Below are 19,125 nucleotides of genomic sequence, written 5' to 3'. Positions count from 1 at the left end.
GAGCTCGTGCCTGCGGTATCCCGCCCGGTCCAGGAAGCACAGGTTCCCCGCATCCAGAGCGTGCGAAACCCGGACCGCCCCGAGGAGCTCGTGCCTGCGGGACCCCGCCCGGTCCAGGAAGCACAGGGTCCCCGCATCCAGAGCGTGCGAAACACGGACCGACCCGAGGAGCTCGTGCCTGCGAGACCCCGCCCGGTCCAGGAAGCACAGGTTCCCCGCATCCAGAGCGTGCGAAACACGGACCGCCCCGATGAGCTCGTGCCTGCGGGACCCCGCCCGGTCCAGGAAACACAGGGTCCCCGCAACCAGAACGTGCGAAACCCGGACCGCCCCGATGAGCTCGTGCCTGCGGGACCCCGCCCGGTCCAGGAAACACAGGGTCCCCCCATCCAGAGCGTGCGAAACCCGGACCGCCCCGATGAGCTCGTGCCTGCGGGACCCCGCCCCGTCCAGGAAGCACAGGGTCCCCGCAACCAGAACGTGCGAAACCCGGACCGCCCCGATGAGCTCGTGCCTGCGGGACCCCGCCCGGTCCAGGAAACACAGGCTCCCCGCATCCAGAGCGTGCGAAACCCGGACCGAACGTGGCCAAGAGGCTAGAGGTAAGGGGCAAGAGAGAGTCAGGGGCGCCACCCGGCACGAAGCAGTTCCCGGCGCACGAGCTTCACCGCGAGACTGGGGTCAGGCTCGAGGTGGTGTTTCAGGACTCGTACGAGTTGCCAACCGGCGTCGTCGATCTCGCGCCATCGGTCCGCGTCCCGCGCGAATTGCCGTACGTCTTCAGCATGCTGGCGACCGTCGTACTCGACGCCTACGCGGTACTCGGGGTAGGCCTGGTCGAGACGCGCGATGAATGTCCCGTCGTCTTGATACAGCTCATGGGCCAGCTGCGGTTCCGGCAATCCACCGTCGACCAGCGCGAGGCGCAGTTTCGTCTCCTGAGACGACTCCGAAGCGTCCCGGACCCGATCGATCAGCGAGTCCAACCTCGGCCTGCGCAGCTGAGCCTCGGCGCGCAGCTCATCGATCGTGGCCAGTCGCCGCTGACGTGCCACCAGGAAATCGGCCGCGACGATCAGCTCGGTGTCCGAGAGATGCACGGATGCCTGCACCCACGCGCGCGCCGCGTGTTCGACTCGAAGGCCACCGACGAGGGTGTGAGCGGCTGGACGCGAAGCAAGGCGGTGAGAGGTCACGCTCCTCGTGCGGGCAGGATTGCGTGGTCTGATCCCTGACACGTGAATGGCCTCGTCCCAGTTCGTCGGGGTCGGAGCGCCTCTGAGGACCAGCGCCGTATCGTGACTGAAGAAGTCTGCCTGCCCCATCCGCGTGGCGAACTGCCGGCAGCGATTCGTGAAGGCGCGGCGTCGGCGTTCGCTCCGGGACAGCTGAAGCGACTTCGCATCGTCTTCCTCGTCGCCAGGCTTTCGCCACACGCGCACTCCGTGGAACGGACGATCGAATCGAGGCCCGTTCATCGCACCTCGGCCCACCCCCTCATCGAGACCGCGTGAGACGCGGAAGGGCTCGCTGCCGAATGGGGAGTGCCGAGTTGTCACCCCACAAGTGCACCCTGCAGTCCTCACGGTCGGGAGGGCTGCGTCCCGAGATGTGGAGAGTCTGGCCGCGTCCCTCCCTGGGGAGAGGCCATCAACGCGCGGCCGGTCCTGGTTTCGCAGGATCCCCGCATCCGGAACCCGCGAATCCGGACCGCGCAGACCCCCTGCCGGCACCGGTCCTGGTTTCGCAGGTTCGCCGCACGTGGAGCCTGCGAAACCCGGACCTCACCGCCGCCGGTGCAACCCGCGGAGGATCAGTCGCCGAAGCCGTCGGCGATGAGGTCGATCAGCTCCTCGCGCTCCTCCACCGGCAGGAACGCGCCGGCAGCCGCATTGAGCTGGAACGTCTCGAGGTCGTCGAGGCTGTACTCGAAGGTCTCGGCGAGCAGGGCCAGTTCGCGCGTCAGCGACGTGCGGCTCATCGTGCGGTTGTCGACGTTCACCGTCACCGCGAACCCGAGCTGGTAGAGCAGGTCGAACGGGTGGTCCTCGAGGGTCGTGCCCCAGGCCGCGATCGCGCCGGTCTGCAGATTGGATGAGGGCGACAGCTCGAGCGGGATCTCGCGATCGCGCACCCATCGAGCGAGGTCGCCGAACTGCACCAGCACCTCCTCGCCCTCGCGAGAGACGACGTCGAGGTCTTCGGCGATGCGCACGCCGTGACCGAGCCGCAGCGCCCGGCCGTCGATGAGCGCCGACCGGATCGAATCGATGCCCGCCGCCTCGCCCGCGTGCACAGTGGCCGGGAAGAACTCCGACGCGAGGTAGTCGAAGGCCACCTTGTGCCGCGACGGCGGAAAGCCGTCTTCGGGCCCGGCGATGTCGAACCCGACGGCACCGCGGCCGCGCCACCTGACGGCCAGTTCCGCGATCTCGAGCGAGCGGTCGGTGTGACGCATCGCGCTGATGAGCTGACCGACCCGGATGTCGCGTCCCGACCGCTCCGCGGCATCCTCGCCCTCTTCGATGCCCTCCTGCACGGCTGCCACGACCTCGTCGAGCGAGAGCCCGCGGCCGAGATGCTGCTCGGGCGCCCACCGCACCTCGCCGTAGATCACGCCGTCGGTCGCGAGGTCTTCGACGAACTCCCGCGCGACGCGCGTCAGGCCTTCGCGCGTCTGCATCACGGCGGTCGTCAGGTCGAACGTCTTGAGGTATTCGACGAGGGAACCCGAATCGCTCTTGTCTGCGAACCAGTCCGCGAGCGCAGCGGCATCTCGCTCAGGCAGATCGAGGCCGATCTCGTCGCCCAGCTCGACGATGGTCGCCGGCCGCACGCCGCCGTCGAGGTGATCGTGAAGCGACACCTTGGGCAGGCTGCGGATCGAGACACCGTCAATGACCGAGTCACCGGCTTGTTCGATGGGCATGTCGTCCTCCTCGGACGTTCGGTGTTGCAGGTCTGGGTCTCGGGGGGCGGATGCTGCGCGGTCAGGCTGTGATGCGCTCGAGCACGAGGGGGGTGTGCGCTGGGGCTTCCACGCCCACCTCCCATGCGCCTTCGAGGGCGGCGAGTGCCCGCTCGAACCGGGATGCGTCGTCGCCGAGAAGGGTGAAGACGGGCTGACCTGCGGCGACCTCGTCGCCGGGCTTGACGTGCAGGTCGACGCCCGCGGCGTGGATGACGGCGTCCTCGGCGCGGGCGCGGCCGGCACCCAGTCGCCACGCGGCAATTCCGAACGGCAGCGCATCCATGCGCGTGATGACCCCCGACGTCGGGGCGGTGACGGTGTGGGTCTCTCGCGGCGTGGGGAGCGCCGCATCCGGATCACCGTCCTGCGCGCTGATCATGGCCCGCCACACGTCCATGGCACGGCCGTCGCGCAGCGCCGCCTCGACATCCGCGTCGGGCCGGCCGGCCAGGGCGAGCATCTCGCGGGCGAGGGCGACCGTCAGCTCGACGACGTCTGCCGGGCCGCCGCCGGCGAGCACCTCAACCGACTCGCGCACCTCGTTGGCATTGCCGATCGCGAGGCCGAGCGGTGTGTTCATGTCGGTGAGCAGCGCGGTCGTGGCGACGCCCGAGTCGGTGCCGAGCGCGACCATGGTGCGTGCGAGCTCGCGCGCGCGATCGACATCCTGCATGAAGGCGCCCGACCCGAACTTCACGTCGAGCACCAGCGAATCGGTGCCCTCGGCGATCTTCTTCGACATGATGCTCGAGGCGATGAGCGGGATGGCCTCGACGGTTCCGGTCACATCACGCAGGGCGTAGAGCTTCTTGTCGGCGGGCGCGAGGCCCGAGCCTGCGGCGCAGATCACGGCACCGACGTCCCGCAGCTGCGCGAACAGCTCGTCGTTCGACAGCGCGGCACGCCAGCCCGGGATCGACTCCAGCTTGTCGAGCGTGCCGCCGGTGTGGCCGAGACCGCGACCGGAGAGCTGGGGCACCGCGACGCCGAACACGGCGACGAGCGGGGCGAGCGGCAGCGTGATCTTGTCGCCGACGCCACCGGTCGAGTGCTTGTCGACCGTCGGCTTGCCGAGGTCGGCGAAGCTCATCCGCTCGCCCGAGGCGATCATGGCCTCGGTCATCACCCGGATCTCGTCGCGCGACATCCCGTTCAGGAGCACCGCCATGGCGAACGCGGCCATCTGCGCATCCATCACGTACCCGCGTGTGTACGCGTCGACGAGCCAGCGCAGGGCGTCCTCCGGAATGGGCTTCCCGTCGCGTTTGGCGCGGATCACGTCGACCGCGTCGTGTCGCTCAGGAGCGCTCTGCGGCGCCGGTCCCTGATCCTGCGGGAGGGTCACCGACCGGCCTCCTCGAGGTCCCTCGGGCCGAACGCGTCGGGCAGGACCTCGTCGATCGTACGGATGCCCGACACGGTCTCGAGCAGCATCCCGGGCAGGGCGTGCTCGTAGAGCAGCTGCCGGCACCGACCGCACGGCATCAGGGTGCGGCCCTCGCCGTCGACGCACACGAACGCGACGAGCTCTCCCCCGCCCGACATGAAGAGGTCGCTCACGAGCGAGCACTCGGCGCACAGCGTCACGCCGTACGAGGCGTTCTCGATGTTGCACCCCGACACGATCCGGCCGTCCGATACGAGCGCGGCCGCCCCCACCTTGAAGCGCGAGTAGGGCGCGTACGCACGTTGCATGGCGTCGGTTGCCACCGCGCGCAGCTCATCCCAGTCGATGTCGGTCACAGATGGCCTTCCTTCGGGGTCGGATCAGGGGGGTCGGTGGCTCGGGCCTGCCGCCGTGCACAGCGACGCGCGCCGGCGCACCGGGCGCGCTGAGACGTCGTGTTCATCTCGCTATCCCTTGACGTACGGTTTGCCGTCGGCGGCTGGTGCCCTCGACTTGCCGACCACACCGGCCACGACGAAGATCGTCACGAGGTACGGCAGCATCAGCATGAACTCGCTCGGCACGGGGGAGCCGATGATGTTGAGGGTGTTCTGCAGGCTCGACGCGAATCCGAAGAGCAGCGCCGCGAGAGTGGCCTTGATCGGATCCCACTGTCCGAAGATCACCGCGGCGAGGGCGATGAATCCGACACCGCCGGTCATCTCCTTGTTGAACGGGATGGCCGCCCCGATCGTGAAGACGGTCCCCCCGATGCCCGCGATCGCGCCCGCGAGCAGCACGTTCCAGAATCGCGTGGCGTTCACCTTGATACCCACGGTGTCCGCCGCCTGCGGGTGCTCGCCGACCGCGCGCAGGCGCAGGCCCCAGCGGGTATGGAACATCCCGAAATAGACCAGCGCGACCGCCACGTACATCAGGTAGACGACGATCGTCTGCCGGAACAGTACGGGACCGATCACCGGGATCTCGCTCAAGAGCGGGATCGGAATCCGGTCGAACCGGGGCGGAGTGTTGAGAAGCGCGGCGTTCGGCTGGAGGACCTGGGAGTAGAGGAAGCTCGTGAGTCCGATGACGAGCACGTTGAGGACGACTCCGACGATGACCTGGTCGACGACGTACTTGATCGCGAACGCGGCGAGCACGAAGGCGACGAGGACTCCGGCGACCGCGGCAGCGATCAACCCGAGGAGCGGCTGCCGGGTGATCGACGCCACGACCGCGGCGCTGAAGGCACCGGCGAGCAGCTGACCCTCGATCGCGATGTTCACCACGCCGGCACGCTCGCCGATCACGCCGCCCAGCGCACCGTAGATGAGCGGGACCGCGAGCGCGATGGTGCCGGCCAGCAGGCCGACCACGGGGATCGTCGCACCGGACGCGGCCCAGGTGAGGAAACCGAGGACGAGCACGATGAGGTAGACGATGATGATCCACAGCGGCGTCCGGGCTGAGGAACGCACGAAGTACGCGGATGCCGCCGCCAGCAGCACGAGGAGAACGAAGCACACCCAGGTCGTGAGTGCGACCGGAACGACGAGTTCGGGCAGCTGGATCGCGTCCGCCTCGGTGGACAGCCGGAAGGCGGTGTCGCCGCCCCGCGGGGCGAGAAGCAGGAGCAAGCCGTAGAGCGCCGCGAAGATGGCGAGACCGATCGGCGCCTTCCAGCTGCGGATGACGGCGACGTCTCCGGGCTCGGCGCCACCAGCCGGCATGAGACCGGCCGTCGACACCGTGGGCACGCTCACTTGGCTGCCCCCTCGAGGTCGGCCTCGGACTCGAGTCGGGCCTTGAGCGCCTTCTCGCGAGCCTTCTCCTGCCGGCGCCGATCGCGCTCGGGCGACGGGAGGAAGAAGATCGTCCGCACCAGCGGCGGCGCGGCGATGAACAGGACGATGAGCGACTGCACCACCGTCACGATGTCGATCGGAATCTGCTCGGCGGCCTGCATCCCGAAGCCGCCGGCCTTGAACGCGCCGAACAGGATGCCCGCCGCGAAAGTGCCCCACGGGGTGGACCGGCCGAGCAGCGCCACGGTGATCGCATCGAACCCGATGCCCGCGTCGATGTCGATCGTGAATCCGGAGGTGATCGTGCCGAGCACCTGGTTCACTCCCGCCAGACCCACGAGGGCGCCCGAGATCAGCATCCCGTACAGGTACATGTTCTTCACGTTGATGCCGGCGACACGGGCGGCGTTCGGGTTCTCGCCGACCGCCCGGAACTGGAACCCGAGGCTCGAGCGGCTCAGAATCCACCACACCAGGAAGGTCGCGCCGATCGACAGGATGAAGCCGAAGTGGAGGTTGAATTGCGGGCCGAGCAGAGCGGGCAGGATCGCGGTGTCCTTGGAGGCCGGCGACGTGGGGTTGTTCGAGCCCGGTGCCTGCAGCAGACCCTGGGTGCGCAGCATCCAGAGCACGAGGTAGACCGCGACGTAGTTGAGCATGATCGTGACGATCACCTCGTGGGCGCCGGTGCGGGCTTTGAGCAGCCCGGCGATGCCCGCCCACAGCGACCCGGCCAGAACACCCGCGAGGAGCGCGACGATCATGTGGATGCCCCACGGCAGGTCGAACGAGAACGCCACCCAACTGGCCGCCGCGGATGCCATGAGCATCTGACCGCGACCGCCGATGTTGAACATGCCGATACGGAAGGCCAGTGCGACGCCGAGTCCCGCGGCGATCAGCGGTGTCGCGAATGTGAGCGTCTCAGTGAGAGGCCTGATCGCTCGCGCGAACGTGGGAGCGCCGAAGTTGTAGACCGCGCTCTGGAAGAGCGCGACATAGGCGCCCGAGACCGCGTTCCAGATTGCGACGAACGTGTCTCCTGGCCGCGAGAAGAAGTATCCGGCTGCCGCCTGCACGCTCTCGTCCGTCAGGGCGATCATGATCCCGCCGACGATCAGCGCGAGCACGACCGCGAGCACCGAGATGATCGCGTTGCCCTGCGTGATGTCGCGAAAGGTCTTATGCCAGGTGGATGGCGGCGCCACCTCCGTGGTGTCGGTCGATGCGCTCACGCGGCAGCCCCTTCCCCAGCGACGGGCTCGCCCGCCATCATGAGACCCAGCACGTCGCGCGGAGTGTCGCCGGGCACGATTCCGATGATCCGGCCGCGGTACATGACCATGATCCGATCGGCCAGCGCGGTGACCTCGTCCAGCTCGGTCGAGACCACGATCACCGGGACGCCGGCGTCACGGGTTTCGACGATGCGCTTGTGGATGAACTCGATCGATCCGACATCGACTCCGCGCGTGGGCTGCGCGGCGACGAAAAGTGACAGCTCGCGACTGAGCTCACGGGCGAGGACGACCTTCTGCTGGTTGCCGCCCGACAGCGTGCCGACCGGTGTGTCGATGCTCTGCGCCCGCACGTCGAACTCGCGGAATCGCTCCTCCGCGAACTCGTTGAGGGTGCGACGCTGGACATTCCACGCCTTGACGAACGGCTCTCCGTTGGCACGGTCGAGCATGAGGTTCTCAGCGATCGTGAACGCGCCGACGAGCCCGTCCTCGGTGCGATCCTCGGGGACGAAGCCGACGCCTTCGTCGAGGATGCGGCGGACGCTCCTGCCCACGAGTTCCTCGCCGTCGAGCTTCGCCGAGCCCCGAACCAGCGGTTCCAGCCCGATGAGCGCCTCGGCCAGCTCGGTCTGGCCGTTGCCCTGCACGCCGGCGATCGCCAGGATCTCGCCACCCTTGACGTCGAAGCTGACATCGTTCACCACCACGTGACCGAACGTGTCGATCACCGTGAGGTTCTCTACGACGAGAGCGTGGTCGTTGACCTTCGGCGGGTCCTTGTGGACGGTCAGCTCGACAGCGCGCCCGACCATCATCGAGGCGAGCTCGGCGTTGGACGCGGTGGGCGAGGCTTCACCCACGACCTTTCCCAGCCGGATCACCGTGATGCGATCCGCGACCTCGCGGACTTCGCGCAGCTTGTGCGTGATGAAGACGATCGATGCTCCAGACGCCTTGAGCTGGCGCATGATCTCCATGAGCTCGTCGGTCTCCTGGGGGGTCAGCACGGCGGTGGGCTCATCGAACACCAGGACTTTGGCTTCGCGCGAAAGCGCCTTGATGATCTCGACGCGCTGCTGCACACCGACCGGCAGATCCTCGACCAATGCGTCGGGGTTGACGTGGAATCCGAACCTCGTCGCGATCTCGCGCACCCGGTCGCGCGCGGCATCCAGATCGAGGAGACCGGCGGCGCGGGTGCTCTCGTGACCGAGCATCACGTTCTCGGCGACGGTGAAGACCGGGATGAGCATGAAGTGCTGGTGCACCATCCCGATGCCGGCTCGCATCGCGTCGCCCGGTCCGTGGAAGTTCTGCACGTGATCGTCGAGGACGATCACTCCCTCATCGGCCGTGTACAGGCCGTAGAGGACGTTCATCAGCGTCGACTTCCCGGCACCGTTCTCGCCCAGCAGACAGTGGATCTCGCCCGGCTCGACCACGAGATCGATGTGGTCGTTCGCGACGAGGCTGCCGAAGCGCTTCGTGATCCCCCGGAGCTCGAGCTTCATGGTCGCAATCCTAGTGAGCGGGGTGCGTGGACGCACCGTGTGGAGAGGGCTCCCGGCATGCCAGTGGGGAGGCCGGCGAACCGACCTCCCCACTGACGATGGAGCCTACTTGTTCAGGTAGGACGTGACGGGGATCGAGCCGTCGATGATGCCGGCCGTGATCTCGTCGAGCCGACCCTGGAGGTCGGGCGCGACCTTGTCCTCGAAGTCGTGGAACGGGGCGATGCCCACACCCTCGTCCTCGAGCACGCCGATGTACGGAGTCGCGTCGAAGTTGCCCTGTCCGGCCTCGATGATGGCCTTCGAGACACCGACGTCGATCGCCTTGCGGATCGAGGTCAGCAGCAGATCTGCGACGGACGGGTCGGTCTCGAACACGTCGGCGTCGACACCGAGCAGTGCGATGTCCTTGCCCGAGTCGCGGATGACGGATGCGGCGCTCAGGTAGATGCCGCCACCCACGGGCAGGATCACGTCGGCACCCTGGTCGATGAGACCGCGCACCGCGTTCTCAGCGGCCGGGTCGGGCACGAACGCGTCGGTGAAGACACCGTCGGTGCCGTCCCAGCCGAGCACCTTGACGTCGCCGTCGTTCTGCTCGTTCCAGTAATCGACGCCCTGCTTGAAGCCGTCCATGAAGATCGTCACCGTCGGGAACGGCTTGCCGCCGTACGTGCCGACGACCTTCGTGGTCGAGAAGTCCGCCGACGCGTAGCCGGCGAGGAAGGCGGCCTGTGCGGTGTCGAAGATGATCGGCTTGATGTTCGGGAAGTCCGTCTTCTCGTCGAAGTCGGTGTCGACGATGTCGTCGACGGAGACGAACTGCACGTCGGGGTTCGCCCCGGCGGCCTCGGACGCCGCCGCGGCGAGGTCGAATCCGACCGTGACGACGAGCGTGCAGTTCTGGTCGAGGACGCTCTGGATGTTGGGAGCGAAGTCCGACGTGGTGTTCGATTCGACGGAGATGTTGTCGACACCCAGTTCGGCGCTGGCCTGCTCGAGGCCCTCGAGCCCCAGCTGGTTGAAGGACTTGTCATCGAATCCGCCGGTGCCGGAGACCATGCAGGGAAGGAAGCCCTCGACGGCTCCGCCGCCTGCTTCGGTCTCGGTCGGGGTGGCCTCGGGTGCCGAACCGCAGCCGGCCAGGGCGATCACCAATCCGGCGGCCACAACGGCCCCGAACAGCTTCTTGGTGGTAGTGATGGTCAACTCGCGCCTCCACGTAAAGGGGCCCGCGTACCTCGCGGGTCTGGACAAAGTTACCCATTGCTACGCGGGGCTTGCATCCTGGACGCCTGTCAAGCAGGCAATGGTTACAAAGACGCAACTCTGCGGGCCCCGAAGCGCCGGCAGAGCGCGCATTCGGCGCCCTACAGCACGTCTCCGCGCCCCGTGAGCTTCAGGGCATCGACGACGCCTTTGACCCGCTGCGCGTGCTCGCTCGTCGTCACCAGGAGCGCGTCCTCGGTGTCGACGACGATGATGTCTCGCACACCGATGAGGCTGATCACACGATTCGTCTGACTCACCACGATGCCGCTCGCGGCATCCGAGAGGATCCGTGCGTTCTCACCCAGGATCGCCAGGTCGTTCTTTCGGCCGTGGGAGTTGAGCTTCGCGAGGCTCGCGAAGTCCCCCACGTCGTCCCAGTCGAAGTGGCCGGGGATCACGGCGAGCCGGCCCTTCGCAGCGGCCGGCTCGGCCACCGCGTAGTCGATCGCGATCTTCGTGATCGAGGGCCAGACCCGATCGACGACGGGCCCGCGCTTGTCGCGGTCGTCCCATGCATCGGCGAGATCCATGAGCCCGGCGTACAGGTGCGGCTGGTTCTCGGCGATCTCGCCGAGCAGCACGTCGGCGCGCGAGATGAACATGCCGGCGTTCCAGAGATAGGAGCGATCGGCGAAGTACGTCCTCGCAGTCTCGAGGTCGGGCTTCTCGACGAAGTTCTGGACGAGCGCAGCCTCGGGTGCCCCGTCGACGACGAACTCGGCGCCCTTCTTGATGTATCCGAAGCCGACGGACGCTTCCGAGGGCTGGATGCCGATGGTGCAGATGTAGCCCTCGCGCGCGGTCGCCACCGCCTGCCGCACCGCCCAGTCGAACAGGTGCGGCACCCGGATGACGTGATCCGCCGCGAACGAGCCGATGATGACATCCGGCTCGCGCTTCGAGAGAACCGCCGCCGCGAGACCGATCGCCGCCGCGGAGTCGCGGGGCTCGGACTCGAGGAAGACGTTCTTGTCGGGGATGCCGGGCAGCTGCTTCTCGACCGCAGCCCGGTGCGCGCGGCCGGTGACGACGGCGATGCGGTCCGGGCCCGCGAGGGGCTCGAGGCGGTCCCAGGTGTCGCGCAGCAGCGTCTGCCCCGACCCCGTGAGATCGTGCAGGAACTTGGGTGCGTCCGCTCGCGACAGCGGCCACAGCCTGCTGCCGATCCCGCCTGCTGGAATGACGGCGTAGAAGTCCGTGATGGGCTCGGGCATGCCCCCAGGGTAGCCGTGCGCTATGTCGCCGACGTTTCGGCCGTGTGTGACGCAGTGTCATCGGCACGGAGCGTCCGAGCACCCGAGATCTCTCGACATCAAGACGGTTAGGGCCCCCTCAGTCGCCGGGGTCGCTGGACGGGAATAGGATGACCAGTGCGCCTTCGCGACGCAGAGGAGACACCATCCTCGACGGGCCGGAGACCGCCCCGCACCGTGTTTCGAGCCAGGGAGGGACGACCGTGTCGGCACCAGCACGCGTCACACCGTCGATATCCGAGACCACGTCGAAGGTCCCGCGAGGAACGCTGTACCGCGGCCGAGAAGGCATGTGGTCATGGGTTCTGCACCGCATCACCGGTCTCGCGATCTTCTTCTTCCTCCTTGTGCACGTGCTCGACACCGCACTCATCCGAGTCTCGCCCGAGGCCTACAACGCGGTGATCGGCACCTACAAGAACCCCATCATGGGCGTCGGCGAGATCGTCCTCGTGGGCGCCATCGCGTACCACGCCTACAACGGCCTGCGCATCATCGTCGTCGACTTCTGGTCCAAGGGCACGCGCTACCAGCGTCAGCTGTGGTGGGGGGTGCTGGGCCTCTGGCTCGTGACGATGGCCGGCTTCGTGCCACGCCAGATGGTCAGCATCATCGCCGAGATCTCCGGAGCGCACTGATGACCGCCGAGACGATCGCCGACCCGCGCAGCCCGATCGCGCGGCCCCGCCGCAAGGGTCCCAACCTCGAGAAGTGGGGCTGGATCTACATGCGCGTCTCGGGCGTGATCCTGGTCGTGCTCATCTTCGGCCACCTCTTCGTGAACCTGGTGGCCGGCGAGGGCATCCGTCAAATCGACTTCGCCTTCGTCGCCGGCAAGTACGCATCGCCGTTCTGGCAGTGGTGGGACGTCCTCATGCTGTGGCTCGCCCTCATCCACGGCGCCAACGGCATGCGCACGATCATCAACGATTACGTGACCCACGCCGGCACCCGCCGCATCCTGGTCTGGACAGTCGGGCTGGCCGCCGCCTTCCTGATCCTCCTCGGCACGCTGGTGGTGTTCACGTTCGACCCCTGCATCGGCGTGACCGAGACCAGCAGCCTGTGGGACATGTGCCAGGGCTGAGCCCGGTCGACACGCAACTGACAGAGACGAAAGCACCCACCACGTGACAACGCAGACCCCAACCGGTAGCGAGAGCACCGCCAGCTACGTCAAAGACGGCGTCCACTACCACCAGTTCGACATAGTCATCGTGGGGGCCGGCGGCGCCGGAATGCGCGCGGCGATCGAGGCCGGGCCCGGCGCGAAGACCGCCGTCATCTCGAAGCTGTACCCGACCCGCTCGCACACGGGCGCGGCGCAGGGCGGCATGGCCGCGGCGCTCGCGAACGTCGAAGAGGACTCGTGGGAGTGGCACACGTTCGACACCGTCAAGGGCGGCGACTACCTCGTCGATCAGGATGCCGCCGAGATCCTGGCCAAAGAAGCCATCGACGCGGTCATCGACCTCGAGAACATGGGTCTGCCGTTCAACCGCACCCCCGAGGGCAAGATCGACCAGCGCCGCTTCGGCGGTCACACGGCAGACCACGGCAAGACCCCCGTGCGCCGCGCCTGCTACGCGGCAGACCGCACCGGCCACATGATCCTGCAGACCCTTTTCCAGAACTGCGTGCGCCTGGGCATCAACTTCTTCAACGAGTACTACGTGCTCGACCTCGTGACGGTGAAGGCGGATGACGGCAGCACGCAGATCGCCGGGGTGGTCGCGTACGAGCTCGCGACCGGCGACCTGCATGTGTTCCAGTCCAAGGCCGTGATCTTCGCGACCGGCGGCTTCGGCAAGATCTACAAGACCACCTCCAACGCCCACACCCTCACCGGAGACGGCGTCGGCATCATCTGGCGCAAGGGTCTGCCGCTCGAAGACATGGAGTTCTTCCAGTTCCACCCGACCGGTCTCGCCGGGCTCGGCATCCTGCTCACCGAGGGCGCCCGAGGCGAAGGAGCGATCCTGCGCAACGCGTCGGGTGAGCGCTTCATGGAGCGATACGCGCCGACCATCAAAGACCTCGCACCCCGCGACATCGTGAGTCGCTGCATGGTGCAGGAGGTCGCCGAGGGTCGCGGCGCGGGCCCCCACCGCGACTACGTGCTGCTGGACTGCACGCACCTCGGCGCCGAGGTGCTCGAAACCAAGCTGCCCGACATCACCGAGTTCGCTCGCACCTACCTCGGCGTCGACCCGGTCGTCGAGCCGGTGCCGGTGATGCCCACCGCCCACTATGCGATGGGCGGCATCCCGACCAACAACGATGCGCAGGTGCTCTCGAACAACACGACGGTCGTCCCTGGGCTCTATGCCGCGGGCGAGTGCGCGTGCGTCTCGGTGCACGGGTCGAACCGCCTCGGTACCAACTCGCTGCTCGACATCAACGTCTTCGGCAAGCGGGCGGGGCGCAACGCGGTCGAGTACGTGAAGACCGCCCCATTCGTCGACCTGCCCGAAGACCCCGCCGCCGAGGTGCGCAACCTGATCGAGGGTCTGCGCGCCGGAACCGGAACCGAGCGGATCGCCGTGCTGCGCAAGAAGCTGCAGGACGAGATGGATCGCAAGGCCCAGGTGTTCCGCACCGACGAGTCGCTCGGCGAGGTTCTCGATGTCATCGAGGAGCTGCGCGAGCGGTTCAAGAACATCCACGTCGACGACAAGGGCAAGCGGTACAACACCGACCTGCTCGAGGCCGTCGAGCTCGGCTTCCTGCTCGACATCGCCGAGGTCGTCGTGGTCACGGCACGCAACCGCAAGGAGAGCCGGGGCGGCCACATGCGCGACGACTACCCGAAGCGCGACGACGAGACCTACATGAAGCACACGATGGCGTACCTGTCGGGGGATGCCGGCTCCTCCCACTCCGAGGACCACATCCGCCTCGACTGGAAGCCGGTCGTCATCACGCGCTACCAGCCGATGGAGAGGAAGTACTGAGATGACCTCTGCAACCGACATCATCGAGCGCACCGACGCCGACGCCGTTCTACAGGCTCAGGGACCGACGGCAGAAGTGGCGGTGGACACCGGCATCCAGTCATTCCTCATCACGTTCATCATCCGGCGCTTCGATCCGGAGGTCGACGAGGAGCCGCGCTGGGTGGACTACGACGTCGAGCTGTACTCCACCGACCGCGTGCTGGACGCCCTGCACAAGATCAAGTGGGAGGTGGACGGGTCGCTGACATTCCGCCGTTCATGCGCCCACGGCATCTGCGGCTCCGACGCGATGCGCATCAACGGACGCAACCGCCTGGCGTGCAAGACCCTCATCAAGGACCTCGACATCTCGCAGCCGATCTACGTCGAGGCGATCAAGGGCCTGCCGCTCGAGAAGGACCTCGTCGTCGACATGGAGCCGTTCTTCGCGTCGTACCGCGAGGTGCAGCCGTTCCTCATCGCGAACTCCACGCCCCCCGAGGGCAAGGAGCGAATCCAGTCGATCGTCGACCGCGAGGTCTTCGACGACACCACCAAGTGCATTCTCTGCGCGGCATGCACGTCATCGTGTCCGGTGTTCTGGACCGATGGGCAGTACTTCGGCCCAGCCGCGATCGTCAACGCGCACCGGTTCATCTTCGACTCGCGGGATGACGCCGCCGACGTCCGACTCGACATCCTGAACGACAAGGAAGGCGTGTGGCGCTGTCGCACCACCTTCAACTGCACCGAGGCGTGCCCCCGCGGCATCGAGGTGACCAAGGCGATCGCCGAGGTCAAGCAGGCGGTGCTGCGCGGCCGGGCGTAGCAAGGCGGACGCCGCCGCTCGCTAATCTTTCACCGTGGCCCAGAATCGAGGCGGCGGCGTGGCGCCCAGCGCGGAGCAGTCCGCACGGGATGCTGCACAGCGTGAAGAATCGCTCCGCCAGCGCTGGGAGGAGACCCAGTCCTCGCTGCGAGTCCGGTTCGACGAACCCATCTCGCGAGCCACCCGCATCACGAGGGCGACGATGGCTTGGTTCCCCGTGCGGGTGTGGCGGCACTTCCTGATCCACAACGGATTCCTGCTCGCGGCGGGAGTGAGCTACCAGGCCCTGTTCGCATCTTTCGCGGCGATCTACGTCGCCTTCGCGATCACGGGCCTTTGGCTCGGTGGCAGCGAAGAGGCTGTGACTGCGCTGATCAATCTCATCAACACCTACATCCCGGGATTGATCGCCGAGTCGGGGGGCATCGCGACTCCCGAGCAGGTTCAGGCCATCGCCTCGCAGAACTCCGGAGTGCTCGGCTGGACGGGTGTCATCGCTCTCGGCACTCTGATCTGGACCGCGATCGGCTTCGTGACATACGCACGACGTGCGGTGCGCGACATCTTCGGGCTGCCCCCGGATCGGCGCAGCTATGTCCTTCTGAAAGCCCGTGACCTTCTGGCTGCAACCATCTTCGGCATCGCCCTCGTCCTCGGAGCGGTGCTGGGATCGATCGGCACGTGGGCACTCACGACGATGGCCTCGCTCCTCGGTGTGAGCGTGGCCGACGGATGGGTGAATGCGAGCATACGAACCGGCTCGATCCTCATCGGCTTCGCCGTGACTTCCGCGGCACTCGCCGGCCTGTTCCGGTTCCTCTCCGGTGCGCAGCTCGCCTGGCGGCGAATCTGGCCCGGCGCGATGATCGGCGGCATCGGCCTTTCGATCCTGCAGCTCGGAGCCGGCTGGCTGCTCAGCTACACGCCGTCGAATCCGCTGCTCGCGACCTTCGCGATCTTCATCGGGCTGCTGCTGTGGTTCCGGCTCATGGGGATCGTGATGCTCGTCAGCGCCGCGTGGATCGCCGTCGCGGCCAACGACCGCAACGTCGCGATACTCCCGCAGACCGAGGCCGAGCGCGTCGCGGCCGAGCACGCGGCCCTGCTCCTCGCCGCGCAGGTACGGCTGCGTACCGCCGAGGATGCGAAGGAGCACGCGCCGTGGTTCCGGGCTTGGCTTGCCGACCGCGCGGTCCGCGAGGCCGAAGAGGAACTTCGTCAGGTCGAGGCATCAGCCCCACCGGTTCCCGTGAAGAGCGGCATCTTGGACTGATCCTGGGGAACCGCTCGTGTCGGCGGGCGCGGATAGGCTGGCGGCGTGCCACGAGTCCGTATCGCTTCTGTCAACGTCAATGGCATCCGGGCGGCGGTGCGCAACGGCATGATCGCCTGGCTCGATGCTGCGGGTGTCGACATCATGACGCTCCAGGAGGTGCGGGCGACCGCAGCCGATCTTGCGACCGCCTTGCCAGGCTGGCTGATCGTGAACGACGAGGCACTCGCGAAGGGTCGGGCGGGCGTCGCGATCGCCAGCCGTGCGGAGCCGATGGCGGTGCGCACCGGCCTCGGCGACGGGTCGGTCGACCTCACCGGCCGCTGGATCGAGGCGGACTTCGACTTCGGTGGCGAGGTGCTCACCGCCGTGAGCGCCTACGTGCCCTCCGGCGAGGCGAACACTCCCCGGCAGGAGGTCAAATGGCGCTTCCTCGACGAGATGGCGGTGCGGATGGCTCAACTCGAAGCGGACACTTCGCTGGCCCTCGTCACCGGTGACCTCAATGTCGGGCACCGCGAGTTCGACATCCGCAATTGGAAGGGCAACGTGAAGAGCGCGGGGTTCCTCCCGCGCGAGCGGTCCTACTTCGACCGGATTCTCGGCGAAGCGGGCGCGAGAGTGCTCGCCGTCGATGGATCGGTGGGTCTCGGACTCGGGTGGGTCGACGTCGGCCGGCGCTTCCACGGCGAGATCGACGGCCCGTACACCTGGTGGTCCAGCCGCGGGAAGGCCTTCGACAACGACGCCGGCTGGCGGATCGACTATCACCTCGCCACCGCCGAGCTCGCCGAGCGCGTGAGCGACTACCGCGTCGTGCGTGCTCCGACGTGGGACACCCGCTGGAGCGATCACTCCCCCGTCGTCGCGGACTACACGATCGGGCGTTGACGACCGGGGCAGCGGCGACGGAGGCCACGACATCCGCTCCTAGACTGGTCGGATGAGCAAACCGCGCCTCTATTCCGGCATGCAGCCCTCGGCCGACTCTCTGCAGATCGGCAACTACATCGGGGCGCTCATGCAGTGGCGCGATCTGCAGGAGGCGTACGACGCATTCTTCTCCGTCGTCGACCTGCACGCGTTGACTCAGCCCAACGACCCGGCTGAGCTGCGCGAGAAGACGCGGCGGACGGCGGCCCAGTACATCGCAGCCGGCATCGAGCCGTCGAAGTCCACCCTGTACGTCCAGTCGCACGTGCCGGCACACCCCGAGCTCGCGTGGATCCTCTCCACGATCACGGGCTACGGCGAGGCCGGTCGCATGACGCAGTTCAAGGACAAGTCGCAGCGGTTCGGCACCGACGCCACCTCGGTGGGGCTGTTCACCTACCCGGTGCTGATGGCTGCCGACATCCTGCTCTATCAGACCGACATCGTGCCCGTCGGCGACGACCAGAAGCAGCACGTCGAACTCACACGCGACCTCGCCGAGCGCTTCAACTCCCGTTACGGGCAGACGTTCAAGGTTCCGATGCCGGTGATCCAGCAGGACACCGCGCGCATCTTCGATCTGCAGAACCCCACGGCGAAGATGTCGAAGTCGGCGGAGTCCGACGCCGGCGTGCTGTGGCTGCTCGACGATCCCTCGAAGAGCGCGAAGAAGATCATGCGCGCCGTGACCGACAGCGAGGGTTCGGTTCGCTATGACCGCGAGAAGAAGCCCGGCGTCTCGAACCTGCTGGTGATCTACGCGGCCCTGACGGGGCGGCAGATCCCGTCCATCGAGGACGAGTTCCTGGGTCGCGGGTACGGCGACTTCAAGAAGGGCCTCGCCGAGGTGGTCGTGAACGAGTTCGGACCGGTGCGCCAGGGCGCGCTCGACCTGCTCGACGACCCCGCCGAGCTCGACCGCGTGCTCGCCGTCAACGCAGGCAAGGCCGAAGAAGTCGCCAACCGCACGCTCGGCGACGTCTACGACAAGGTCGGTCTGCTTCGCCGGAAGTAGTCCAGGCGGGGGGATGTCGGGCCCGGCCGCGTTCGGGCCCACTACGAGGCGGAGTTTTGGGACGTTCAACGCGACTCAGCGCCCGCCGTCGTGGATAGGGTGATGCGATGGAGCCCGCCGAGCTGCGCACCGCCCGTGCCGTCCTGTCCGCTCCGAACGAAACCGACGTCGACGCGATCTTCGAGGCGTGCCAGGACCCGGCCATCCAGCGCTACGTAGCCCTGCCCAGTCCCTACGAGCGAAAGCACGCGGAGGGCTTCATCCCGATCGTCGCCCAGCACTGGGCGAAGGAGTCCGAGTACACGTGGGCGGTGCGAGCCGACGACGACCTCGCGGGAGTGATCGCTCTGCTCGCGGACGGCGACGGTGCCGCGGAGATCGGCTACTGGATGGTCCCCCGCGCTCGCGGCCGCGGCCTTCTGACCGAGGCGGCACGCGCGGTCATCGACTGGGGCTTCTCACCGGATGGCGGAAAGCTCGAGCGCATCGAGTGGCGTTCTGTGGCCGGCAACATTCCGTCAGCCCGCACCGCCCGCGCGCTGGGCTTCCGCTACGAGGGCCTGCTCCGTCGGGCCCAGGTCGGAAACCGTGGCCGCGAGGACGGCTGGATCGCCGGGCTCCTCGCGACTGATGACCGGATGCCGCAGGTGTGGCCGGTGCTGGAAAGGAGCACCTGAAAGGGGGGCGGCGATCCCG

The 19,125-nt window shown here is 67.5% G+C and carries 17 protein-coding genes; 8 read left to right on the top strand and 9 right to left on the bottom strand.

All coding sequences use genetic code 11. The annotated features are described in order from the left end of the window. Window positions 1-620: 620 nt before the first annotated feature. From ABD188_RS08980 to ABD188_RS08940, 9 genes are all read right to left on the bottom strand, one after another. Window positions 621-1,196, bottom strand: a complete 576-nt coding sequence (locus ABD188_RS08980) for a hypothetical protein (RefSeq protein WP_344060770.1) — start codon at window positions 1,194-1,196, stop codon at window positions 621-623. Between the two features lie 617 nt (window positions 1,197-1,813). After that, window positions 1,814-2,929: an adenosine deaminase gene (locus tag ABD188_RS08975; protein WP_344060767.1), complete on the bottom strand. Its 1,116-nt coding sequence runs from the start codon at window positions 2,927-2,929 to the stop codon at window positions 1,814-1,816. Window positions 2,930-2,990: 61 nt separating this feature from the next. Then, window positions 2,991-4,316: a thymidine phosphorylase gene (locus ABD188_RS08970; RefSeq protein WP_344060765.1), complete on the bottom strand. Its 1,326-nt coding sequence runs from the start codon at window positions 4,314-4,316 to the stop codon at window positions 2,991-2,993. Next, window positions 4,313-4,714 (bottom strand): cytidine deaminase, encoded by a 402-nt coding sequence (locus ABD188_RS08965; protein ID WP_344060761.1) that lies wholly within the window; start codon window positions 4,712-4,714, stop codon window positions 4,313-4,315. Before ABD188_RS08965 ends, ABD188_RS08970 begins: the two co-directional genes overlap by 4 nt. Window positions 4,715-4,825: 111 nt before the next feature. Continuing rightward, the gene (locus ABD188_RS08960) at window positions 4,826-6,091 is read right to left on the bottom strand and encodes an ABC transporter permease (protein WP_344066970.1); all 1,266 of its coding nucleotides are present in this window, start codon (window positions 6,089-6,091) and stop codon (window positions 4,826-4,828) included. Between the two features lie 29 nt (window positions 6,092-6,120). After that, a complete protein-coding gene (locus ABD188_RS08955; protein ID WP_344060758.1) occupies window positions 6,121-7,401 on the bottom strand; it encodes an ABC transporter permease in 1,281 nt (426 codons plus the stop codon). Beyond that, window positions 7,398-8,918: an ABC transporter ATP-binding protein gene (locus ABD188_RS08950; protein WP_344060755.1), complete on the bottom strand. Its 1,521-nt coding sequence runs from the start codon at window positions 8,916-8,918 to the stop codon at window positions 7,398-7,400. Before ABD188_RS08950 ends, ABD188_RS08955 begins: the two co-directional genes overlap by 4 nt. Window positions 8,919-9,023: 105 nt before the next feature. Next, complete coding sequence (locus ABD188_RS08945) at window positions 9,024-10,127, bottom strand: BMP family lipoprotein (RefSeq protein WP_344060751.1); 1,104 nt, start codon at window positions 10,125-10,127, stop codon at window positions 9,024-9,026. Between the two features lie 161 nt (window positions 10,128-10,288). After that, window positions 10,289-11,404: a mannose-1-phosphate guanylyltransferase gene (locus ABD188_RS08940; RefSeq protein WP_344060748.1), complete on the bottom strand. Its 1,116-nt coding sequence runs from the start codon at window positions 11,402-11,404 to the stop codon at window positions 10,289-10,291. 242 nt (window positions 11,405-11,646) lie between these two features. On the opposite strand from ABD188_RS08940, the gene sdhC reads away from it, so the two are divergent. The 8 genes from sdhC to ABD188_RS08900 all read left to right on the top strand — a co-directional run bounded on the left by sdhC (window position 11,647) and on the right by ABD188_RS08900 (window position 19,106). After that, window positions 11,647-12,081: a succinate dehydrogenase, cytochrome b556 subunit gene (gene sdhC, locus ABD188_RS08935; protein WP_344060746.1), complete on the top strand. Its 435-nt coding sequence runs from the start codon at window positions 11,647-11,649 to the stop codon at window positions 12,079-12,081. After that, window positions 12,081-12,530: a succinate dehydrogenase hydrophobic membrane anchor subunit gene (locus ABD188_RS08930; RefSeq protein WP_344060743.1), complete on the top strand. Its 450-nt coding sequence runs from the start codon at window positions 12,081-12,083 to the stop codon at window positions 12,528-12,530. Before sdhC ends, ABD188_RS08930 begins: the two co-directional genes overlap by 1 nt. Window positions 12,531-12,573: 43 nt before the next feature. Next, window positions 12,574-14,397: a succinate dehydrogenase flavoprotein subunit gene (gene sdhA, locus ABD188_RS08925; protein WP_344060740.1), complete on the top strand. Its 1,824-nt coding sequence runs from the start codon at window positions 12,574-12,576 to the stop codon at window positions 14,395-14,397. A 1-nt stretch (window position 14,398) separates the two neighbouring features. Further along, window positions 14,399-15,208, top strand: coding sequence for a succinate dehydrogenase iron-sulfur subunit (locus ABD188_RS08920; RefSeq protein ID WP_344060737.1), 810 nt, complete (start codon window positions 14,399-14,401; stop codon window positions 15,206-15,208). A gap of 34 nt (window positions 15,209-15,242) precedes the next feature. After that, complete coding sequence (locus tag ABD188_RS08915) at window positions 15,243-16,481, top strand: YihY/virulence factor BrkB family protein (RefSeq protein ID WP_344060734.1); 1,239 nt, start codon at window positions 15,243-15,245, stop codon at window positions 16,479-16,481. Window positions 16,482-16,526: 45 nt separating this feature from the next. Beyond that, a complete protein-coding gene (locus ABD188_RS08910; protein ID WP_344060731.1) occupies window positions 16,527-17,372 on the top strand; it encodes an exodeoxyribonuclease III in 846 nt (281 codons plus the stop codon). A 52-nt stretch (window positions 17,373-17,424) separates the two neighbouring features. Next, window positions 17,425-18,429 carry a tryptophan--tRNA ligase gene (trpS, locus tag ABD188_RS08905; protein ID WP_344060728.1) on the top strand — a complete coding sequence of 335 codons (1,005 nt, stop codon included), beginning with the start codon at window positions 17,425-17,427 and terminating at the stop codon, window positions 18,427-18,429. A 107-nt stretch (window positions 18,430-18,536) separates the two neighbouring features. After that, window positions 18,537-19,106 carry a GNAT family N-acetyltransferase gene (locus tag ABD188_RS08900; RefSeq protein ID WP_344060725.1) on the top strand — a complete coding sequence of 190 codons (570 nt, stop codon included), beginning with the start codon at window positions 18,537-18,539 and terminating at the stop codon, window positions 19,104-19,106. The last annotated feature ends 19 nt before the right edge of the window (window positions 19,107-19,125 follow it).

The organism is Microbacterium pumilum (assembly GCF_039530225.1).
Lineage (GTDB): Bacteria > Actinomycetota > Actinomycetes > Actinomycetales > Microbacteriaceae > Microbacterium > Microbacterium pumilum.
Note: the sequence above shows the minus strand (reverse complement) of the source record. Positions and strands in the feature narration are given on the sequence as shown.